The sequence below is a fragment of the Tatumella sp. UBA2305 genome (assembly GCF_002345795.1).
Taxonomy (GTDB): Bacteria; Pseudomonadota; Gammaproteobacteria; order Enterobacterales; family Enterobacteriaceae; genus Tatumella; species Tatumella morbirosei.
This window is the reverse complement of the sequence record NZ_DDVT01000007.1, coordinates 23,478-43,571: the sequence shown is the minus strand read 5'-3', so window position 1 is coordinate 43,571 and position 20,094 is coordinate 23,478. Positions and strand designations below refer to the sequence as shown.

The window sequence follows — 20,094 nt, the reverse complement described above, 5'->3', positions numbered from 1 at the left end:
TAAAAGTTCTGTATGTTTCAACATTTGGTATTGATAATCATTATCATAATGATATAGATTACCATTTCTTTTTTGTGGGGCGTTTCCCCCACGACACACGTCATTATAAAAACCTTCGTTTGCATTGACCTGTGGCAAACGACTTTTTTGGTATGCCTGGATACTGACTACTATGTATAAATTTCTGACTCAGGGTAAGATTAAACCTGTCTTATTTAAGGCGACAGCGGTGGCAATTTCTGTTCACGCGGCCTGTTCTTTCGCAGCAACCACCAGTACTACAGCAGCCGACAGCGATTCCGATCAGCAAATCATCGTCAGAGCCACCGCCCCTCAGGTGAATGCCAGTAACCGCAAAACAGTGACGGCGGCAGAGATGCAGAAACTGGGGGTCACAGATTTTGGTTCCCTGATGCGTTACCAGACACTGATCAGCGCTACCGGCGCCAGTGGCGGTTCAGGTAACGGCAAAAGTGGCTTTGACCGTGGTGGCTATACCGGATACAACATTCGTGGTCTGGAAAGTAACCGTGTCGGCATTGATATCGATGGTGTGGAAATACCCTCTGCGACCAGCCGTGGCTATGTGGGGCGTACCGGAGTCAATACTTTCGGTATCGGTCGTGACTATATCGACCCGTACCTGTTTGGTCTGATGAATATCGATGCCGGTGCCACTGCAGTATCACAACCCAATACCTCGATCGGTGGTGCAGTTTCCTTCAAAACCAAGTCACCCGATGATTATCTGCATCCGGGGAAAACCAGTTACTTTGGCTACCAGTCAGATTACGATTCTTCAAACCGGGGCTGGCATAATGGGATTACTGCAGCGGCAGGGGACGAAGAACTGCGCGGTATTTTCGTCTACAGCCATCGTGATGGCCAACAGACGCGTAATAACAGTGGGACGGTATCTGCCTATCCGGCTAACTGGCACTCCAACGCTTTTCTGGGCAGTGTTATCTGGCAGCCTAACGATGAACATAAGCTGACCGGAACCTTCAGTTACTACGATAAAACCAATCATACGCATTTCGATACCTGGGATTCGGGGGGGAGTGCGATTATTGGTACCAGCCATCAGTCCAGTGAGACCCGGCGTTTATCCGGCAATCTTCAGGATTTCTATACGCCGGAAAATGAATGGATTGACTCTCTGACTACCAATCTCTACTGGCAAAAAACTCAGGCGCGCGATAATACGCTGGCGCCATACGATACCGGCGTGATTGGCCGGACATATTCCGACTACGATACCAATAACATTGGTTTCACTACCGAGCTACGTAAGACGATAGGCCGTCATGAACTCAGCGGCGGCCTGAATGCGGACCTGGGTAACACCAAACGTCCGTTCGATCAGGATCCGGCTCCGCTGGTCTACTACTCAGTCATGCAGCCGCAGGCCAACAGTACCACCACCAAACTGGGTGGCTTTGTTCAGGATAAAATCAACTTCGATCTGCAGGGGCATAATTTTGCGATTGTCCCGGGGGTTCGTGTGGCTTATGAAAAAACCAGGCCAAAAGATCTCGAAACTCTGGCGGCCGGCAGTTCTGTTCTGACCACAGACGAGGTAGAAACCCTCTATGGTACAGGTACCAGCGATACCGAAGTGCTGCCGTCGCTGCGTTTTCAGTATAATCTGACCCCGGGACTGCTGACCTATGTTCAGTACAGCCGCGGGGCGGAATTCCCTGAAGCCAGCCAGTTGTACGGTTCATGGAACCTGGGTTCCAGCTATGCGGGCAGTCAGCAATATGCGCTAATTGGCAACCCGGCACTGAAAACCGAAACCAGTAATAACTTTGAATGGGGTCTGAACGGTGAACTCACTCCGGGGATTACCCTGACCAGTTCTGTGTTCTATAGCCAGTATAAAAACTTTATTGCTTATAACCGTTATGACCGCAACGGTTCACCGTCGATGTTCACTAACGTGCCGTCGAACATCTATACCATCTACCAGGCGGAAAACCGTGATAAAGCCTATATCTACGGGGGGGAAATCAGCACTAAATTCAGTATCGGTCACTGGATTCACCAGGCAGAAGGCCTGAGTGCCACCCTGGCCTGGGGCTATGCTAAAGGTGAGTCTAAGTCTTCACTTGACGGTGACAGCTATACAGCACTGGACAGCGTAGCACCAATGAAAGCTGTGGTCGGTGTGGCCTGGGATGATCCTACCGGTCTGTGGGGCACTGCGGTGACGGCGACTTTTGTGAAGGGTAAACAGGCACAGGAAACGACCCGCGATACCACTAAAACCGGTACCGTCACTTCAGAAGAAAGTCCGTATAAGCGTATTCCGGGCTATGGTTTAGTGGATGCCACGGCTTACTGGCGTGTGACGAAGAATGTCAAACTGAGCGGTGGGGTGTATAACATTACTAACCGTAAATATATCGACTACCTCAGCAGCCGTGATCTGGAAACCTCCACTGCGCAGGATCGCAACGATGTTTCATTAGCTTACATGCCGGGTCGTACTTATCAGGTCGGACTGAATGTCGATTTCTGATCATTGAAAATCTGCCCTGCCAGTCAGGCAGGGCTCTCAGGGAAATGAGGACGCAGGAGAATTTATGAGCACACATTATCAGCAGTATCTGGAATTAAAAGCACAGCATCCTGGCACTTACGCCCGTGATCTGGCGGCACTGATGGGCATAACTGAAGCAGAACTGTTACTGGCCAGAACGGCAGACGATGCACAGCAGCTACGTGCTGACTTCCCGGCATTGCTGGAAGCGCTGAAAGCAGTGGGTGAGACCAAAAATATTACCCGTAACGAATATGCTGTCCATGAACAGGTCGGAACCTACGATAATCTGCATATTGGCCCGCATGCCGGACTGGTGCTTAACCCGCGCCATCTGGATCTGCGTTTCTTTCTGTCGAAATGGCACAGCGCCTTTTATCTGCAGGAACAAAGTGCCCGGGGTGAGCGAAAAAGCATCCAAATCTTTGATGATCAGGGTAATGCGGTACTGAAAATTTATGCCACCGACAATACCGACCTTCAGGCATGGCAACAGCTGATTGCTCAGTTTGTACTGGCAGAACCCGCAGGATTAGCGCTGAATCCCGTGGCTGCTCCGGAATTTGCTCAGCATGTTGATGGACAGAAAATAGAGCAGGAATGGCGTGCGATGACCGATGTCCATCAGTTTTTCCAGTTACTCAGTCGTCACAATATCAGTCGTCCGCAGGCTTTTGCGGCAGTGAGTGATGATTTAGCGCAGAAAGTTGCCCCGCAAACCCTGGAACGTTTGCTGACCCTGGCCCATGAAGCCGGCAACGAGATTATGATTTTCGTCGGTAACCGTGGCTGTACCCAGATTTTCACCGGCGCCGTTGAGAAAGTGACCCCGATGAAAGGCTGGCTGAATATCTTTAATCCGAACTTTACCCTGCACCTGCAGGACCAGCAGATTGCTGAAAGCTGGATTACCCGCAAGCCTACGGCCGACGGTCATGTCACCAGTCTGGAACTGTTTGCCGCCGATGGCACCCAGATTGCCCAGCTGTACGGACAACGCAGCGAGGGTCACCCGGAACAGGCGCAGTGGCGTGAGCAGATTGAATCTTTAGCCGGAGGCGTACCTGCATGAGAATATTTGGCCTGATGCTTTGTCTGCTGGCGTTACCGGTATTTGCTGCCCAACGGGTAGTGTCGATTGGTGGTGATGTCACGGAAATTGTCTATGCTCTCGGTGCCGGTGACCAGCTGGTCGGGCGCGACAGTACCAGTTTCCGCCCGGCTCAGGCCACTCAGTTGCCGGATGTAGGTTATATGCGCCAGTTAAATACCGAAGGGATTCTGGCGCTGAAACCCAGCCTGGTGCTGACCAATGAGCAGGCAAAACCCTCTCAGGTACTGACCCAGCTTTCCGGCGTTGGCGTGAAGGTGGTGGAAGTGACCGGTGAAAACTCGTTGTCTGCCATTTCACAGAAGGTTACCACCATTGCCACCGCACTGAATGAAACGGCGGCGGCACAGTCGTTATTGCGCCAGATCAGCCAGCAGATAGCCGCGATTCCGTCGACCCGGTTGCCGGTGAAAGTGCTGTATATCATGGCGAACAGCGGCATGACGACGATGGTTGCCGGGAATCAGACGGCGGCGGATGTGGCTATCCGCAGTGCCGGACTGACCAATGTGATGGGCAATGTGCCCCATTACCAGACACTGTCTGCCGAAGGGGTGATTGCTGCGGCTCCGGATTTAGTGCTGGTCGATCGCAGTGGTGTTCAGGCTCTGGGCGGGCCGGATAAGTTCTGGAAACTGCCAGGTTTAGCCATGACTCCGGCGGGTAAGCATCACCGGTTATTGTACATCGATCAGATGGCGTTACTGGGCTTTGGTTTAGACACACCAAAGGCAATTTTGCAGCTGCGTCAGGCTGCAGAAAAAATTCATGCTGAATAGCCGTCAGACACGAGGCTGGTTAATTGTGATGGCGCTGGTGCTGCTGGCGACATTGCTGGTCGCCAGCCAGACCGGGGCAATCAGATTGTCGCTGATTTCTCTCTGGCAACAAGGCCCCGACAGCCTGGGTCGCAGGATCTGGCTGGATATCCGCCTGCCGAGGGTGTTACTGGCGGCACTGGTCGGGCTGGCGCTGGCAGTCTCCGGGACGGTGATGCAGGGGCTGTTTCGCAATCCACTGGCCGATCCCGGCTTGCTTGGCATCAGCAGCGGGGCAGGGTTGGCGGTTGCCGTCGCGATTGTTATTCCGCTGGCCTTACCTCCCGCCATTTTGTTGTGGCTACCAATGATTGCTGCGTTTACCGGCAGTCTGCTGGTCACCGCTCTCATCTTCAAACTCAGCCAGTTTACCCGCGGTCATCTGTCACGGTTATTATTGTTTGGCGTCGCAATCAATGCCGTTTGCGGGGCTGTCGTCGGCGTACTTTCGTGGGTCAGCAATGATCAGCAGTTGCGGCAGTTGTCATTATGGGGAATGGGCAGCCTGGCACAGGCGCAATGGCCGGCACTGGCGGTGTGTGCGTTACTGATTCTGCCGTCTGCGGTACTGACGCTGTGGTTCGCCAACCGGCTCAATCTGCTGCAATTGGGGGAAGAAGATGCCCATTATATGGGAGTGAATGTCCAGCGAACCCAACGTCAGTTACTGGTGCTGAATGCTCTGTTGGTAGGCACCGCGGTCTCGGTCAGTGGAGTGATTGGTTTTATCGGGCTGGTGATCCCGCATCTGATGCGGATGTGCTTTGGCAGTGATCATCGCAGAGTGTTGCCTGCCTCTGCGCTGAGCGGAGCCATTTTACTGTTAGTGGCGGATACCCTGGGCCGCACCCTGGTCTCTCCGGCGGAAATGCCGGTCGGATTACTGACCAGTCTGATTGGCGCCCCCTGGTTTTTCTGGCTGATCGTCCGCCGTCAGCAGGGGAATGATGATGTCTGAACTTGAAGCAATGGCGGTCGGTCTGCAACGTGGACAGCGCCAGTTACTGAGCGGGATTTCTCTGCGACTGTCGGCCGGAGAAATGGTTGCTCTGATAGGGCCGAACGGTGCAGGAAAATCGACCCTGATGCGGGTGCTCAGCGGTTTTATTGCTCCCGACAGCGGGGAATGCCGTTTACAGGGGAAAGCACTGAGCGAATGGGACGGACAGCAACTGGCCCGGCAAAGGGCCGTGATGCGCCAGCAAAGTTCTCTGACCTTTTCGCTGACCGCCCGTCAGGTGATAAGCCTGGGCAGGGCCGCCTGGAGCCGCCATCATCAGGATGAGATAGTCAGTCAGGTGGCCGGGCTGACCGGCTGTGATGAACTGCTCGACCGCAGTTACCTGCAACTCTCCGGCGGAGAGCAGCAGCGGGTTCAGCTGGCGCGGGTCCTGGCGCAACTCTGGCGCGACGGCGAACCGCAGGGTTGCCTGTTTCTGGATGAACCAACCTCCGCACTGGACCTCTATCATCAGCAGCATATTCTCAGGCTGCTACACCGGCTCACCCGGCAGGGCAAGCTGATGGTGTGCAGCGTGCTGCATGATCTTAATCTGGCATCATTGTGGGCTGACCGGCTGTTATTACTGCATCAGGGGAGTCTGGTGGCGGAAGGAACACCACAACAGGTGCTGGAAAGTGAACTGTTGCAACGCTGGTATAAAGCAGAGCTCAGTGTGAATACCGATACTCCCCATCAGCGACCCCAGGTGATGTTGCTGCCGTAAAAAACAGGCGCCGGGAAGGCGCCTGTGAGTGTTGTTGCCAGCCGGTCAGTATTTATCCGGCACAATCATATGCTGTGGTACCGGGCTTCTGATGTAATCTTTTTTATGCTCACGTTTCGGCAGGATGATTAACGGATGTTCCTGAGTTTCATACGGGATCTGCGACAGCAGGTGACTGATGCAGTTGAGCCTTGCACGTTTCTTATCAACGCCCTGCACTATCCACCAGGGGGCTTCCGGGAAATGGGTGCGTCCCAGCATATCTTCCTTGGCTTCGGTATAGTTTTCCCACAAGCGGCGGCTTTCCAGGTCCATCGGGCTGAGCTTCCACTGTTTCAGTGGGTCATGGATGCGGCTCAGGAAGCGCAGTTCCTGCTCTTCATCGGTAATCGAAAACCAGTATTTAATGATTTTGATGCCGCTACGCACCAGCATTTTTTCAAACTCAGGAACGCTGCGGTAAAACTCTTCCAGTTCCTGCGGGGTACAGAAGCCCATCACCCGTTCCACACCGGCACGGTTATACCAGCTACGGTCAAACAGCACCATCTCTCCGGCGGCCGGCAGATGCGAGATATAACGCTGAAAATACCACTGGGTCTTTTCACGATCGCTGGGTGCCGGGAGTGCCGCAACACGGCAGGTACGAGGGTTCAGGCGCTGGGCGATACGTTTAATCACGCCACCTTTACCAGCAGCATCCCGGCCTTCAAAAATAATCACCACGCGGTAACCGGTACGGGTCACCCAGTCCTGTAATTTAACCAGCTCGCCCTGCAGGTGCAGCAATTCACGGAAGTAGCGACGACGCCAGTTTTTTTCATCTACTGTATCAGGGGTTTGTTTATCCAGCCGCAGATCATCAAGTTCCATTTCCAGCTCTTCGTCGTAGCTGTCATAAAATTCTTGCAGTAGCCGGGCATTAAACTCAGGCGTTGAGCCATGGTTATCATGTAGAGACATAATCGTGTCCTGATCAGAAATGTGAGAACAGTGTAAACAGTAAAGCGGACAGCAGGATGGAGACCGGCAGGGTCAGAATCCAGGCCATGATCATATTGCGCAGCGTCGATTTTTGCAGTCCGCCCCCGCTGGCTGCCATGGTTCCGGCAACCCCTGAAGATAAAACGTGGGTGGTGGATACCGGCAAACCAAATACATCGGCTGCGCCAATAGTGGCCATGGCGACCAGTTCGGCACTGGCCCCCTGAGCATAGTTAAGATGGGTTTTACCAATCCGTTCACCGACAGTCACCACAATGCGTTTCCAGCCCACCATGGTGCCTAAGCCCAGCGCCAGAGCGACCACAATCTTCACCCACATCGGGATAAAGCGGGTTGAACGGTCCAGTTCGGCTTTCATGGCTTTCAGGTTTGGCTGGGTGTCAGCAGGCACCACCAGACTGGTGGATTTCATGCTACCGATAGCCTCCGATGCCAGGTACATATCATTACGGATGTTCGGGACCAGATGTGCCGGAATCTTATCCATCGCGCCATAATGCTGAAGCTGCTGGCTGATATCGCTCAGCACCACACCCAGTGCCGGTAAGGTTCCGGCATCGGCGGAAGGCTGACGGATAAACTCCTGTAACTTTGTACGGGCCTGGACGGTCGTCTCCGGCTGAACCTGTTGCAACCGCAGTAGCTGCTGACCGGTGACTTCCGCCAGTGCCGCCACCCGCGGCACTTCGCTGTCCGGCATGGAGCGATTCAGCGAGTAGGCGATCGGCATGGTACCCACCAGGATCAACATGATAAGCCCCATGCCTTTCTGCCCGTCGTTAGAACCGTGGGCAAAAGAGACACCCGAGCAGGTGAGGATCAGCAGGCTGCGGATCCATAATGGCGGTCGGGAATCGGCTTTAGGTGCCTGATACAACTGACGATCACGGATGGTGCTTTTCATTACCCGCAACAAAATGGCCGACAGCACAAAGCCAAGTATCGGTGACAGCAGTAATGCTGAGAATACGCTGGTCACCTGCCCCCAGTTAACACCGCTCAGCCCGTTTTGTCCGGCCTGAATGGCGTAAGCGACGCCAACACCGATGATCGAACCGATCATGGTGTGGGATGATGAGGATGGCAGACCAAAATACCAGGTACCGAGGTTCCAGATAATGGCAGAGAACAGCAGGGCAAAGATCATGGCAAAACCGTGACCTGAGCTGGCCTGCAGGATCAAATCCACCGGCAACAGAGAAATGATCCCGAAGGCTACCATGCCGCTGGACAGTAATACGCCACAGAAATTACAAAAGCCTGACCAGACCACCGCGATATTCGGGGTCATGGAACGGGTATAAATGACGGTGGCTACCGCGTTGGCGGTATCGTGAAATCCGTTCACAAATTCAAAGCCCAGCGCGATGACCAACGCCAGTCCGAGTAAGGTAAATGAGAGGTAACTGGTGAAATGGTCTCCGGACAGAGAGACATCCTGAAAAACATTAAGGCCGGCAAACACCAGGCCGGCAAGTGCCAGTACTCCGACAATAATTGCGGGGCGCTTGCCCTGACGGTGTTGTTCAACCGGTGAGGTAACGTCTCCGGTTCCCAGCGGAAGGCTGTTTTGACTCATAATAATCTCACTGTGTATTCATCGCAGGTGATGACCGCTGTATAAATAGCGGCACTTTATGACAGTCAGATGAAGGCGTGAGTAAATCTGGTCTCCCGGGAGAAAAAACAGCGCTTTTTGTGGTGTTAATATGACTGAAATATTTCACTCTTATGATCGTGGCAAATTACCCTGAACCACTGAGATTCAACCATGCTGCCAGGACCTTTTCCCCGCCAGACCGATTTTTCGGAAGAAGTTTCCGGGCTGATGTATGGCTATTATTTTTCTGCCGGTGCCGCACCAGAGCGCCAGACGGCAGAAGCACTGGTCACACTGGCACAGCAACCGCCTGTCGATCAGGGATTTATCTGGCTGCATATTAATCTTAATCACGCCGCCGCCGGGCGCTGGCTGCGTCAGCATTTTTTACCGGATGATGATTTTCTGGATGAAATTAATGCGACTTCCTCACGTACCCGTATTGCCCTGCAGGGCGATGCACTGTTTACGGTACTGAACGATGTACGGCTGGAGCATCAGGGCAGCCAGATCGACAATGCTACTCTCTGGACCTGGTGTCGGCGGGGAATTCTTATTACCGCCCGCTACAAGCCGGTGAGCATGATCGAAAAAATGGTGGCCACACTGCCGGATCTGGACTTTAGCCGTGCCGAAGAGATGTTGTTCTGGCTGCTGGAAATTCAGGAAAACTGCCTGGAGTCGATCATTCGTCATGCCAGCCATGATGTCTACCAGATAGAGGAGCGGCTGTTTAACAGCGCGATGCGGCATAACCGGACCATACTTAGTAAAATCCGCCGCAGCCTGTTGCGGGTTCAGAGCCTGCTGGCCCCGGAACCGGCGGCGCTGTTTCGCTTACTGAACCGTCCGCCGGAATGGCTGGCCGACCAACAGACCCGTGAGTTGCGTGAATTCAGTGAAGAATTCAGCGTCGGGCTGAATGACCTGGGTAACCTGATGGAGAGGATTCGCCTGTTACAGGAGGAAGCCGGCGCGCAACTGATGGAACAGAATAACCGTACACTCTATTTACTGACAATTATTACGGTACTGGCGTTACCGATTAATATCGTTGCCGGATTATTTGGGATGAATGTCGGGGGTATTCCGCTGGCCAGTGACCATCATGGTTTTTTCCATCTGGTGGCGCTGGTGGTGCTGTTTACTTTGATTGCCTGTTTGTGGGTATACCGACGCAGCCGTTGAGGGCGGTACGCTGCCTTGTGGTACCGCCAGCGGCTGTCAGTTACTCATCAAAGCAGAGTTCGGGAGCACTGCCCTGATCATCATACTCTTCATAGTCGCGGGCTCCCCGACGTTCCGGGCTCTGAATATCATCGGACAGGTAGCGCTGGCCTGACGCCAGGATATCTTCAATTTGTACCGCGTAAGTTGATGTCATCATGAAACCTCGTAGTGGCTGAATATCGAATCATCGGGGGTCAGCATGACAGCCACAGATGACAATTCTGTGATCATTGCCGCGGACAGCGCGTGGTGAGCAGGGAACCCGGCGACTTAACGGGCAATTACCGCTATGCTGTGAAGCCTTTACCGGTGATGGCAGGAGAATAAGCGATGTTACGTTTAGCCGTAGTTGGAACTAACTGGATCACTGACAGCTTTGTCAGCGCGGCACTGGACAGCGGGTTGTATCAGCTGTCTGCCGTTTACTCCCGTAGCAAGCAGCAGGCGGCATCGTTTGCCGAAAAATATGGTAAACCGGCATTGTTTACCGACCTGCAACAACTGGCGCAAAGTCCGCAGGTTGATGCTGTTTATATTGCCAGCCCGAATTCACTGCATTGTCAGCAGAGCTGTCTGTTTATGCAGCATGGGAAGCATGTGATCTGCGAGAAACCTTTTGCCTCTCACGTTCGCGAAGCAGAGCAGATGATAGCCTGCGCCAGACAACATCAGGTGGTGTTGTTTGAAGCGTTTAAAACCGCCACGCTGCCTAATTTTCGGGTGATCCGCGAAACTCTGCCGGCACTGGGAACCCTGCGTAAGGCGCTGCTGCATTATTGCCAGTACTCATCACGTTACGGGCGCTATCTGGCCGGAGAGAATCCGAATACCTTTAATCCGGCCTTTTCTAACGGGTCGGTGATGGATATCGGTTTTTACCCGCTGGCCAGTGCGGTGGCGTTATGGGGGGAGCCGCAGAGTGTGATTGCAGAGGCCTGCCTGCTGGATAGCGGGGTGGATGCGCACGGTGCGGTAGTCCTGAATTACGGAGACTTTGATGTCACCATTCTGCATTCCAAAGTCAGCGATTCGGTGCTGGGCAGCGAAATCCAGGGGGAGCAGGGGGCACTGGTTATCGATAAACTGTCGACCTGCGACGGAGTAACTCTGCATCCGCGCGGGGAAAAGCCACAGGCGTTGAGTGTGCCACAGCATGACAATACCATGCGTTATGAGGCCGAACTGTTTGCCCGGCTGGTGGCTGACCGGGTCGTGGACCATCCGGCATTACAGGTCAGTCTGATCACTTCACGGTTACTGACGGAGATCCGCCGCCAGACCGGGGTGCGTTTTCCTGCCGACAAAACAGACTAAGCAGTGAGGGCCGCCGTGGCGGCCGCTCTCAGATTTCGAAATTATACGCTACTTCACTGGCTGCTGAGCTGTTTTGTGCATTGGCTTTCAGCTCGTCGACCGACAAATTCGGATTACACAACATCATAAACTGCCACAGATAGTCGCGCTGTAACTGGCCCCGTTTGACAGCCAGCCAGACGGTACTGGCAGAGAACAGATGGCGCACATCCAGTGCACTGACCCCTTCATCCTCTTCGGTGACTGCCGTTTCCGCCAGAATACCGATGCCCATTCCCAGTTTAACGTAGGTCTTCACCACATCCGAATCCTGAGCACTCAGAACAATATCGGTTTTCAGCGAGGCACTTTCAAAGGCTTGGTCGATAGCCGAACGTCCGGTCATCCCGCTGCGATAGGTAATTAGCGGCCATGCCGCCAGATGCTCCAGGGTAACATCGGTCAGATCAGCCAGCGGATGCTGACGGGGCACCAGCACTTTATGATTCCACTTAAACCAGGGAAACGCGCGTAATGATTCGCTGTTAGACAGCACTTCAGAAGCGATACCCAGGTCAGCGGTTCCGGCACTGACCATCGCGCGAATCTCTTCCGGGGTCCCCTGATTCAGCACCAGACGGATATTCGGGTAAAGTTCGCGAAACAGTTTGATCTTATCCGGCAGGGAATAACAGGCCTGAGTGTGGGTAGTGGCGATAGTCAGCACACCATCCTGCTGGCCAGTGAACAGTTCACCTAAACGCCGTGCTTTTCCGGCATCATCGAGAATGCGGCGTGCAATGGTCAGCATCTCTTTACCAGGCCCGGTCAGACCCAGCATCCGCTTACCATGACGGATAAACAGTTCTACCCCCAGTTCTTCTTCCAGTTCACGGATGTGCCGGCTGATCCCTGACTGCGAGGTATATAAGGTTTTGGCGACCTCGGTGAGATTGAACTGGCACCGGGATGCCTCCCTGATAATTCTTAGCTGCTGGAAGTTCATGTCATTCACTTTTCTGAAAGAGTTACCCCAGTAAAATAAAAAAAATTACCTGACGGGGTAAATAATTAAAACTTTTCAGATATTCCGGAACGGTATATACGCAATTATTTTCTCTCAGAACAGCAGACCGGGTCGGCGGTTTAGTAAATTCGACCACACAGTGGCATAAAACAGAAATTATTTCCTGGTTTTTGCTCTCAGGGGAGCGGTTAGTTTTTTTTTATCCAAGCTTTGCCATTTTTGTTATTTCAACTCTCAATTCCACGGCTCTTATTATGAAATCCGGGCGGATTTTTTATAATTAAAGAGGCAGTGGATGAAAGAATGGCGTTTTGCAGGATTTAAAAAACATTTACTGTTCACACTGATGGTGGCCGCGCTGCCGGCATGGGCTGCCACGCAGCCTCATCAGGGGGGCACATTAATTTATCTGGAACAGCAGGCGCATACTAATCTTTATCCGCCGGCCGGTGGGTTCTATCCGAACGGGGGCATCCTGAATCAGTTAACCGATAAGCTCACCTGGCAAAACCCCAAAACGCTGGCGATTGAACCCTGGATTGCCCAAAGCTGGAGCAGTAATCCGCAAAAGACAGAGTGGACGTTTAAACTACGCCCGGGGGTGACGTTCTCTGACGGTACACCCCTGGATGCTGCCGCGGTCGCTAAAAACTTCGATACTTACGGACTGGGAAATAAAGAAAAACATTTCCCGGTCTCTGAAGTGATAAATAATTATGACCACAGCGAAGTCATCGATCCGCTGACGGTTAAATTCTATTTTAAACAGCCTTCACCAGGTTTTTTACAGGGAACCTCGACCATTGGTTCCGGACTGGTTTCGCTCTCTACCCTGAATAAAAGTTTCGACCAGTTAGGCGATGCGCGGAATATTATCGGTTCCGGCCCGTTTGTAGTGAAATCTGAAACTCTCGGTCATGAACTGGATTTGGTCGCGCGTAAAGATTACCACTGGGGACCGGTGAATGATCCACATCAGGGGCGGGCTTATCTGGATGGCATTCAGATCCTTGTGACGCCTGAAGATGGTGTTCGTATCGGGGCATTACTGGCCGGCCAGGCGGATTTTATTCGCCAGATTCAGGCCTATGATGAAAAACGGGTGGCGGCACAACACCTGACGATTTATGCCGAAGCGACCCGTGGCGTGAACGACAGCCTGAGTTTCCGGCCGGATAATCCGCTGGTTTCCGATGTCCGGGTACGTAAGGCATTGCTGCTGGCGACTAACCGCCAGCAAATTGTCGATACCCTGTTCTCACCAAATTATCCGGTGGCCACCTCGGTGATTGCCGCCAGCGCATTAGGCTATGTGCCGCTGCAAAATCTGCTGACTTATGATCCGCAACAGGCGAAGAAATTACTGGACGAGGCGGGCTGGATCACCGGTAGTCACGGAATCCGTCAGAAAAATGGCGTGCCGTTATCACTCAGCGTTTATGTATCCCTGCCGCAGCCGCAAAACCAGCAGGTACTGCAACTGATTGCCCGTCAGTGGCGTGAGATCGGAGTGAACCTCAATGTCCGTCCGGCGGATGCCGGGACTTCCGCATTGAATAATCTCGATCCCCTGAAAGCACCTCTGGCGGTGGCGGAAGTGGGCAGGGCCGATCCGGATGTGATCAAAAGTGACTTCTATCCGGCCAACCGTGATCTGCTGCTGCAAAAGGGCGGTCTCAGCAATAAAGTGAAAAGCTTCCGCGATGACAAACTGAATGATCTGCTGCTGAAAATCTCTCAGGAAACCGATAACGCACAACGCCTGAAACTGACCGGCGATGCCCAACGCTATCTGTTGGAGCAGGCGTACGTGATCCCGATTTTCGAAGAACCCCAGGTCTATGCGGGTGCGCAGTGGCTGAAAGGGATGAGTTTTGAAGCCGTTGGCCGGCCATCGTTCTATGATGCCTGGTTAGATAAGAAATAAGCGGGAGGGGGGATCATGGGGCGTTATGTGCTGCAGCGGGTGCTGCAGGGAATTCTGGTGTTGTGGGCAGCCTGGACACTCTCCTTTGTGTTGTTACAACTGTTGCCTGGCGACGCCATCATGATCAAATTCCTTGATCCTTCTCTGGGCCTGGACGCTGAGCAGATTGCGCAGATGCGTAAGCTGTACGGTGACGGAGTCCCCGCCTGGCAGCAATATTTTTCTGCCCTGACGGCCATACTGCACGGTAACCTGGGCTATTCGGTACAGCTCGGGGTGCCGGTCACCGATGTACTGGCCACCAATTTTCCACAGACGCTGAAACTGGTGATCCCGGGGTTTATTCTGGCTCTGATTATCGGCCCGGGAATCGCCATTATCGCCTGGCTGCCCGGCTTACACTGGCTGCGTAACAGCCTGTATTCACTGCCTTCGCTGCTGGTGTCTCTGCCGGTGTTCTGGCTCGGGATCGTTCTGATTCAGATCTTCTCATTCCAGCTGCACTGGGTGTCGGTGATCAATCCCTCGCCGGTTGGCGGAATGATCCTGCCGGTGATCACGCTGGCGGTGCCAATTGCGGCACCTCTGGCGCAAATATTTTTGCGCAGTATTGATCAGGTGCGGACTCAGCCGTTTGTCGCCGCGGCGCGTTCGCGCGGCGTCAGCCAGTTACGGGTACTGTTCCGCCATGTTCTGCGTAATGCCAGCCTGCCACTGTTGACGGTCGCCGGCCTGTTGCTGGGGGAACTGATTGCCGGTGCGCTGGTCACCGAAACGGTATTTGGACTGAACGGGTTGGGGCAGGTGACCTGGCAGGCAGTGAACAATCAGGATGACAATGTGTTGCAGGCAGTGGTGATGATTTCAGCACTGGCTTACGTTGTGATTAATCTGCTGGCGGATCTGCTGACCCCTTTACTGGATCCGCGCCTTAATCTTGCCTCGCGGGGGAAAGTATGACTGCTATCGATAGCCTGCGTATTCAACGCAAAAATCAGCCACGGGCGGCCCGTCGTCTGCGGATAACACCGGGTCTGTGGCTGGCATGGGCTGTGATTGCTCTGGCGCTGGTAGCTGCCCTGTTTCCATACCTGTTCGCCCATTATGACCCTTACAGCGGGGTGGCCGGGACACAACTGACTCCCCCGGATGGCAGCCACTGGCTGGGCACCGATCAGCTGGGGCGTGATGTGCTCAGCCGGATTATTTATGGCACCCGCTGGTCATTATCGGCTGCGGTCGCTGCGGTTGCTGTCGGGCTGGTGGTCGGGGCCGCCACAGGAATGCTGGCCGCCTTCAGTCGTCTGTCGGTGGAAAATCTGGTGATGCGTCTGGTGGATGTGCTGCTGTCGATTCCGGCGCTGCTGTTGTCACTGAGCATTATTATTCTGCTGGGTATGGGGACTTTTCATGCGGCACTGGCGGTAGGTTGTGCCTCGGTCGCCAATTTTGCCCGGCTGGCACGGGCGGAAGTATTACGTATCCGCCGTCAGGATTATATCGAAGCCGCATTTGGCAGTGGCGGGCGTTTTCCGGCCGTGTTCCTGCGCCATGTGCTGCCGAATGCGCTGCCGACATTACTGGCTTTCTCTGCCCTGCAATTTGGTCAGGCTATTCTGGCGTTATCCACCCTGAGTTTTCTGGGGTTTGGCAGCCCGCCACCGGTGCCTGAGTGGGGACTGATGATCGCCGAAGGGCGTAACTATCTGGCGACTGCCTGGTGGCTGTCGGTATTCCCGGGAGGGGTGGTGATCGCCGTGGTGTTGGCGGCTAACCGTATCAGCCACTATTTATCAGGAGATACGCTATGACAACCCTGGCCATGCCGGTATTACAGCTGGATGGGCTGACGCTGGCTTACCATTCCGGTGACCAGTGGCGCGAAACAGTGCATCAGGTGAGCTTTAGCCTGAATGCCGGCGAAATGCTGGCGGTGGTGGGGGAATCCGGTTCCGGGAAAACCACCACGGCTCAGGCGGTGATGGGACTGTTGCCGGAGAATGGTCGCCGCAGCAGTGGCCGGATCCTGTTTAACGGTGAAGATATCAGCCAGTGGTCATCCCGCCGGCTGGACAGCCTGCGTGGTGCTCAGATTTCCCTAATCCCCCAGGACCCGGGGAACTCACTGAATCCGCTAAAAACCCTGGGCGATCAGGTCGGTGAAGTGCTGCTGCTGAAGGGCCCCCGGCTCTCCCGCACCCAACGTCGCGAACAGGTGACCGAACTGTTTCGCCGTGTCGGACTGAGCCATCCGGAACAACGCATTTCCCAGTATCCGCACCAGTTGTCCGGCGGTATGAAACAGCGGGTATTGATTGCCATTGCCATAGCCATGAAACCGGCACTGATTATTGCTGATGAGCCGACCAGTGCACTGGATGTTACCGTGCAGAAGCTGATTATGAACCTGATTGATGAGCTGCGGCATGAATACAATACTGCGGTACTGTTTATCACTCACTCTCTGGCGCTGGCCAGTGAACATGCCGACCGGCTGGTGGTGTTCCGCGAAGGTCGCCTGCTGGAGCAGGGGGCGACGGAACAGGTGATTAGCCATCCGCAGCATAGTTATACGCAGCAGTTGCTGGCCAGTGTTCGTGAAAATTATGCCCCTGCCGGGAGCTTGCCGGTCACCGTGGCTGACAGTTCACCGGTGATCCGCATCTCCTCGGTGGCTAAGCAGTTTTCTCTGAGCCGTAAACAACAGATGCAGGCATTACAGGATATTTCTCTGACCGTATCCCGTGGGACCACCCACGCGCTGGTGGGGGAATCGGGGTCAGGCAAAACCACGCTGGCGCGAATTCTGCTGGGTTTTGAACAGGCGGATAGCGGCGATATCGAAATCAGCGGTCAGAGGACTTCCGGCCTGTCACGTGAAGGCTGGCGGCAGTTACGGCAGAAAATCCAGTTTGTTTATCAGAATCCGTTTTCCTCGCTGGATCCGCGCCAGACCTTATTCTCTATTATCGAAGAACCGTTACTGAATTTTACCACGCTGACCCGTTTGCAACGCCAGCAGCGGGTAGAGGAGGTGACTGTCCAGGTGGCCCTGGATCCGGCCCTGTTATCGCGACGCCCGCAGCAGTTATCCGGCGGACAACGGCAGAGGGTGGCGATCGCCCGGGCGCTGATCCTGCGGCCGGAGATCCTGGTCCTGGATGAAGCCACTTCGGCACTGGATGTGACTGTACAGTCGCAAATTCTGGCGTTACTCAGTGAGTTGCAGCAAAAGCTTTCACTGACTTATCTGTTTATTACCCACGATTTACAGGTGGTGCGGCGTATTGCTCACCAGGTCTCGGTATTGCGTGGTGGCAGACTGATCGAACAAGGCGATACGGCGCAACTGTTTGCCACACCGCAAAGCGATTATACCCGTCAACTGATTAACGCGATCCCGGCGTTCAGCCCGTCAGTGGAGGCAGTGCTATGAGCGAAAAACGGATAGGATTCTTTACGCGGTTGCTGGATAAAGCCCCGGCCGCAGAACGCTACCGGCTGGCGACGGAGCAGATCCGCCACGCGGAGGCGCTCGGTTTTGACAGTGCCTGGGTGGCCCAGCACCATTTCCATGAACAGGAAGGGGGCTTACCTTCGCCGTTGTTGTTTCTGGCTCATGTCGGTGCGGTGACCCGCAACATTCGTTTAGGTACCGCGATTATCACTTTACCGATGGAGAATGCGATTCGGGTCGCTGAAGATGCCGCGGTGCTGGATCTGTTGACCGGCGGGCGTCTGGAGTTGGGATTAGGTTCCGGAGGGACACCCAGCTCATTTGAACCCTTCGGACTGAGCTTTGAGCAGCGGGGGGAGGTGTTTGCCAACCATCTGGGCACCCTGCAACAGGCATGGCAAGGACAGGCACTGGCGGATACCGCGAATCACCTTTATCCGGCGGCCCCCGGGCTTGCTGATAAAATCTGGATCGCCACGTTTTCGGTGGCAGGGGCGGAAAAAGCCGGTAAAGCGGGGCACGGGCTGATGCTGTCGCGCACCCAGCCGAGACCGGAAGGCCAGCCAGAATTGCCGCTGGATGCACTGCAAAACCCAATAATTGATGCTTATCTGGCGGCGCTGCCGTCCGGGGTTGCCCCCAGGATACTGGCCTCCCGGACCGCTTTTGTCGCGGACGACCGTCAGTACGCCCGTAAAGTAGCATTGCCGGGTCTGACCGCCCAGGCCGCCGCTTATCGTCAGTCTGGCCACCAGTTAAGGGGCGAGACTCTGGACGATTTTATCGGTCAGTTTGATGCCCATATCGGCGATCCGCCGGATGTGCTCTCTTCCCTGTTACAGGACAGTTGCCTGTCCCGGGTCACAGATATCTCCTTCCAGGTGCATTCTGTGGAACCTGAACATGCCGACGTGCTCCGTTCTCTGGAGTTACTGTCCCGCTATATCGCCCCGGTGTTGCGCAAGCATGCGCCAAAGAGATTGTCAGAGAGGTCTTTATGAGTGAAATTTACGATCTGGTTCAGCAGTTATCCGCCATCCCCGCCGGCTCAGAACTGGCAGAAAGCCGGCAGATCCGTAGCGCGGCCACGGAGCATACTCAGGGCAGTTATCAGGCGTTATTTGGCGCCGGCAGCGATCACTTCCCTTTGTCACTGCGTGCACTGGTCGCGGCCAGTGTCGCGGGTTGGCACCATGCCGATGCCCTGCAACAGCATTACTCAATACTGAGTCACCCGTCAGAAACCTCTGCCCGGCTGGAGGCTGCGCTGGCCTTTGCGCACCGCCTGACGTTTGAACCGGTGGCGGCCAGCCCGGATGATTTACAGAAGCTGCAGCAGGCGGGCTGGGAGACTGACGATATTATTACCCTGGCGCAGCTGATTGCTTTTGTCAGCTTCCAGAGCCGCTTAATTCACGGTTTTTCATTGCTGACGGCACCTCAGGACGATGCTGTGGCAGAGCCGGGTCCGGTGGCTGCGGGGCGCTGGCATACCCATCCGCAGACCCAACAACACCGTCCGGCGCCGGTCGCCTTTACCCAGAAAAACCTGGGTTGGGAATCCTGGCTGGCGGCGAAACCTTTCGCTGAATTCAGCCCTGAGCAGCAGGAGACTCTGATTCGCTTCGGGCATCAGGATTCTGAATACTTCCGGTTACTGGGCCGTAACCTGCCGGTACTGGAACAGCGCACACTGACCGATAAGGGTATTTTCTACACTAATGGCGGTTTAGCCCGTGCCGAACGTGAGCTGGCTGCGGCCGTCACCAGCAAGGTGAACGGCTGCATCTATTGCGCCTCGGTACATGCCCGTAAGGCGTCACAATTGTCGAAGCAGCGGGATGATGTGGCATTACTGCTCCAGGTGCAGCCGGGAGATCCGCTGTCGGCAGGTCAGACTGAACGCTGGGAAGCAGAGATTGAGGCCGTGGCCGCATTATCCGTGACGCCACCGCAACTGACCACTGCACATCTGCAACGTTTGCGTGGACTGTCGCTTTCTACCCTGGAAATCACCGATCTGCTGCAGTCGGCCGCGTTCTTCGCATGGGCGAACCGGCTAATGCTGACTTTGGGCGAACCCTTTATTCCTGAGGAAACGGCGGAAGCGGCGGCGTAATCCGGGGTCCGGGGAGGTGGTCGCCTCCCCACAGGATCCTGAGATTCCCGACAACACTATCAACCTCTCCGGCGCCTGTTTACTTTGTTCTTTCCTCTGTTTCCTGCGCTCTGTTTTTGACAACCCCGGGATTTCTGCCGAAGGTGTGGTTCTCTGGCCGGTGGGGAGCTCTGCCAGGATAACCTGCAGGGCTTTGCTCACCTGAGTGAAAGTCAGGCTACGCAGGTTCTGTCCG

The 20,094-nt window shown here is 54.6% G+C and carries 17 protein-coding genes; 13 read left to right on the top strand and 4 right to left on the bottom strand.

Features of this window, described 5'->3' with window-relative positions; all coding sequences use genetic code 11:
* Nucleotides 1–172: 172 nt before the first annotated feature.
* From B3Z23_RS03370 to B3Z23_RS03350, 5 genes are all read left to right on the top strand, one after another.
* The gene (locus B3Z23_RS03370; protein ID WP_294901553.1) at nucleotides 173–2,524 is read left to right on the top strand and encodes a TonB-dependent receptor domain-containing protein; all 2,352 of its coding nucleotides are present in this window, start codon (nucleotides 173–175) and stop codon (nucleotides 2,522–2,524) included.
* Between the two features lie 64 nt (nucleotides 2,525–2,588).
* Complete coding sequence (locus tag B3Z23_RS03365; RefSeq protein WP_294901551.1) at nucleotides 2,589–3,617, top strand: hemin-degrading factor; 1,029 nt, start codon at nucleotides 2,589–2,591, stop codon at nucleotides 3,615–3,617.
* On the top strand, nucleotides 3,614–4,435 hold the full coding sequence (locus B3Z23_RS03360) for a heme/hemin ABC transporter substrate-binding protein (RefSeq protein ID WP_294901549.1): 822 nt from the start codon (nucleotides 3,614–3,616) through the stop codon (nucleotides 4,433–4,435). Before B3Z23_RS03365 ends, B3Z23_RS03360 begins: the two co-directional genes overlap by 4 nt.
* The gene (locus tag B3Z23_RS03355; protein ID WP_294901547.1) at nucleotides 4,425–5,432 is read left to right on the top strand and encodes a FecCD family ABC transporter permease; all 1,008 of its coding nucleotides are present in this window, start codon (nucleotides 4,425–4,427) and stop codon (nucleotides 5,430–5,432) included. Before B3Z23_RS03360 ends, B3Z23_RS03355 begins: the two co-directional genes overlap by 11 nt.
* Nucleotides 5,422–6,201, top strand: coding sequence for a heme ABC transporter ATP-binding protein (locus tag B3Z23_RS03350; RefSeq protein WP_294901545.1), 780 nt, complete (start codon nucleotides 5,422–5,424; stop codon nucleotides 6,199–6,201). The genes B3Z23_RS03355 and B3Z23_RS03350 overlap by 11 nt, the downstream gene beginning before the upstream one ends.
* Before the next feature lie 45 nt (nucleotides 6,202–6,246).
* Here B3Z23_RS03350 and ppk2 read toward each other — a convergent pair whose 3' ends face one another.
* On the bottom strand, nucleotides 6,247–7,164 hold the full coding sequence (gene ppk2 / locus B3Z23_RS03345) for a polyphosphate kinase 2 (RefSeq protein WP_294901543.1): 918 nt from the start codon (nucleotides 7,162–7,164) through the stop codon (nucleotides 6,247–6,249).
* A 13-nt stretch (nucleotides 7,165–7,177) separates the two neighbouring features.
* A complete protein-coding gene (locus B3Z23_RS03340; protein ID WP_294901541.1) occupies nucleotides 7,178–8,785 on the bottom strand; it encodes an inorganic phosphate transporter in 1,608 nt (535 codons plus the stop codon).
* A gap of 192 nt (nucleotides 8,786–8,977) precedes the next feature.
* Between B3Z23_RS03340 and B3Z23_RS03335 the strand changes: the two genes are divergently transcribed.
* A complete protein-coding gene (locus B3Z23_RS03335) occupies nucleotides 8,978–9,994 on the top strand; it encodes a CorA family divalent cation transporter (RefSeq protein WP_294901539.1) in 1,017 nt (338 codons plus the stop codon).
* 40 nt (nucleotides 9,995–10,034) lie between these two features.
* Here the strand turns inward: B3Z23_RS03335 and B3Z23_RS03330 are convergent, their stop codons facing one another.
* The gene (locus B3Z23_RS03330) at nucleotides 10,035–10,193 is read right to left on the bottom strand and encodes a hypothetical protein (RefSeq protein ID WP_294901537.1); all 159 of its coding nucleotides are present in this window, start codon (nucleotides 10,191–10,193) and stop codon (nucleotides 10,035–10,037) included.
* Nucleotides 10,194–10,366: 173 nt separating this feature from the next.
* Between B3Z23_RS03330 and B3Z23_RS03325 the strand changes: the two genes are divergently transcribed.
* Nucleotides 10,367–11,350 (top strand): Gfo/Idh/MocA family protein, encoded by a 984-nt coding sequence (locus B3Z23_RS03325; RefSeq protein ID WP_294901534.1) that lies wholly within the window; start codon nucleotides 10,367–10,369, stop codon nucleotides 11,348–11,350.
* A gap of 28 nt (nucleotides 11,351–11,378) precedes the next feature.
* Here the strand turns inward: B3Z23_RS03325 and cbl are convergent, their stop codons facing one another.
* Nucleotides 11,379–12,335 (bottom strand): HTH-type transcriptional regulator Cbl, encoded by a 957-nt coding sequence (cbl, locus tag B3Z23_RS03320; protein WP_038019213.1) that lies wholly within the window; start codon nucleotides 12,333–12,335, stop codon nucleotides 11,379–11,381.
* 367 nt (nucleotides 12,336–12,702) lie between these two features.
* Between cbl and B3Z23_RS03315 the strand changes: the two genes are divergently transcribed.
* From B3Z23_RS03315 to B3Z23_RS03290, 6 genes are read left to right on the top strand one after another with little or no spacing between them, the layout of a single operon-like run.
* Nucleotides 12,703–14,283, top strand: coding sequence for a TIGR04028 family ABC transporter substrate-binding protein (locus B3Z23_RS03315; protein WP_294901559.1), 1,581 nt, complete (start codon nucleotides 12,703–12,705; stop codon nucleotides 14,281–14,283).
* Nucleotides 14,284–14,298: 15 nt separating this feature from the next.
* The gene (locus B3Z23_RS03310) at nucleotides 14,299–15,243 is read left to right on the top strand and encodes an ABC transporter permease (RefSeq protein ID WP_294901531.1); all 945 of its coding nucleotides are present in this window, start codon (nucleotides 14,299–14,301) and stop codon (nucleotides 15,241–15,243) included.
* Nucleotides 15,240–16,094, top strand: a complete 855-nt coding sequence (locus tag B3Z23_RS03305; protein WP_294901529.1) for an ABC transporter permease — start codon at nucleotides 15,240–15,242, stop codon at nucleotides 16,092–16,094. The genes B3Z23_RS03310 and B3Z23_RS03305 overlap by 4 nt, the downstream gene beginning before the upstream one ends.
* An 11-nt stretch (nucleotides 16,095–16,105) precedes the next feature.
* On the top strand, nucleotides 16,106–17,719 hold the full coding sequence (locus B3Z23_RS03300; protein ID WP_294901557.1) for a dipeptide ABC transporter ATP-binding protein: 1,614 nt from the start codon (nucleotides 16,106–16,108) through the stop codon (nucleotides 17,717–17,719).
* Entirely contained in the window at nucleotides 17,716–18,741 is a 1,026-nt protein-coding gene (locus B3Z23_RS03295; protein ID WP_294901527.1) for a putative FMN-dependent luciferase-like monooxygenase, read from the top strand. The genes B3Z23_RS03300 and B3Z23_RS03295 overlap by 4 nt, the downstream gene beginning before the upstream one ends.
* Nucleotides 18,738–19,859, top strand: coding sequence for an alkylhydroperoxidase domain protein (locus tag B3Z23_RS03290; RefSeq protein ID WP_294901524.1), 1,122 nt, complete (start codon nucleotides 18,738–18,740; stop codon nucleotides 19,857–19,859). The genes B3Z23_RS03295 and B3Z23_RS03290 overlap by 4 nt, the downstream gene beginning before the upstream one ends.
* The last annotated feature ends 235 nt before the right edge of the window (nucleotides 19,860–20,094 follow it).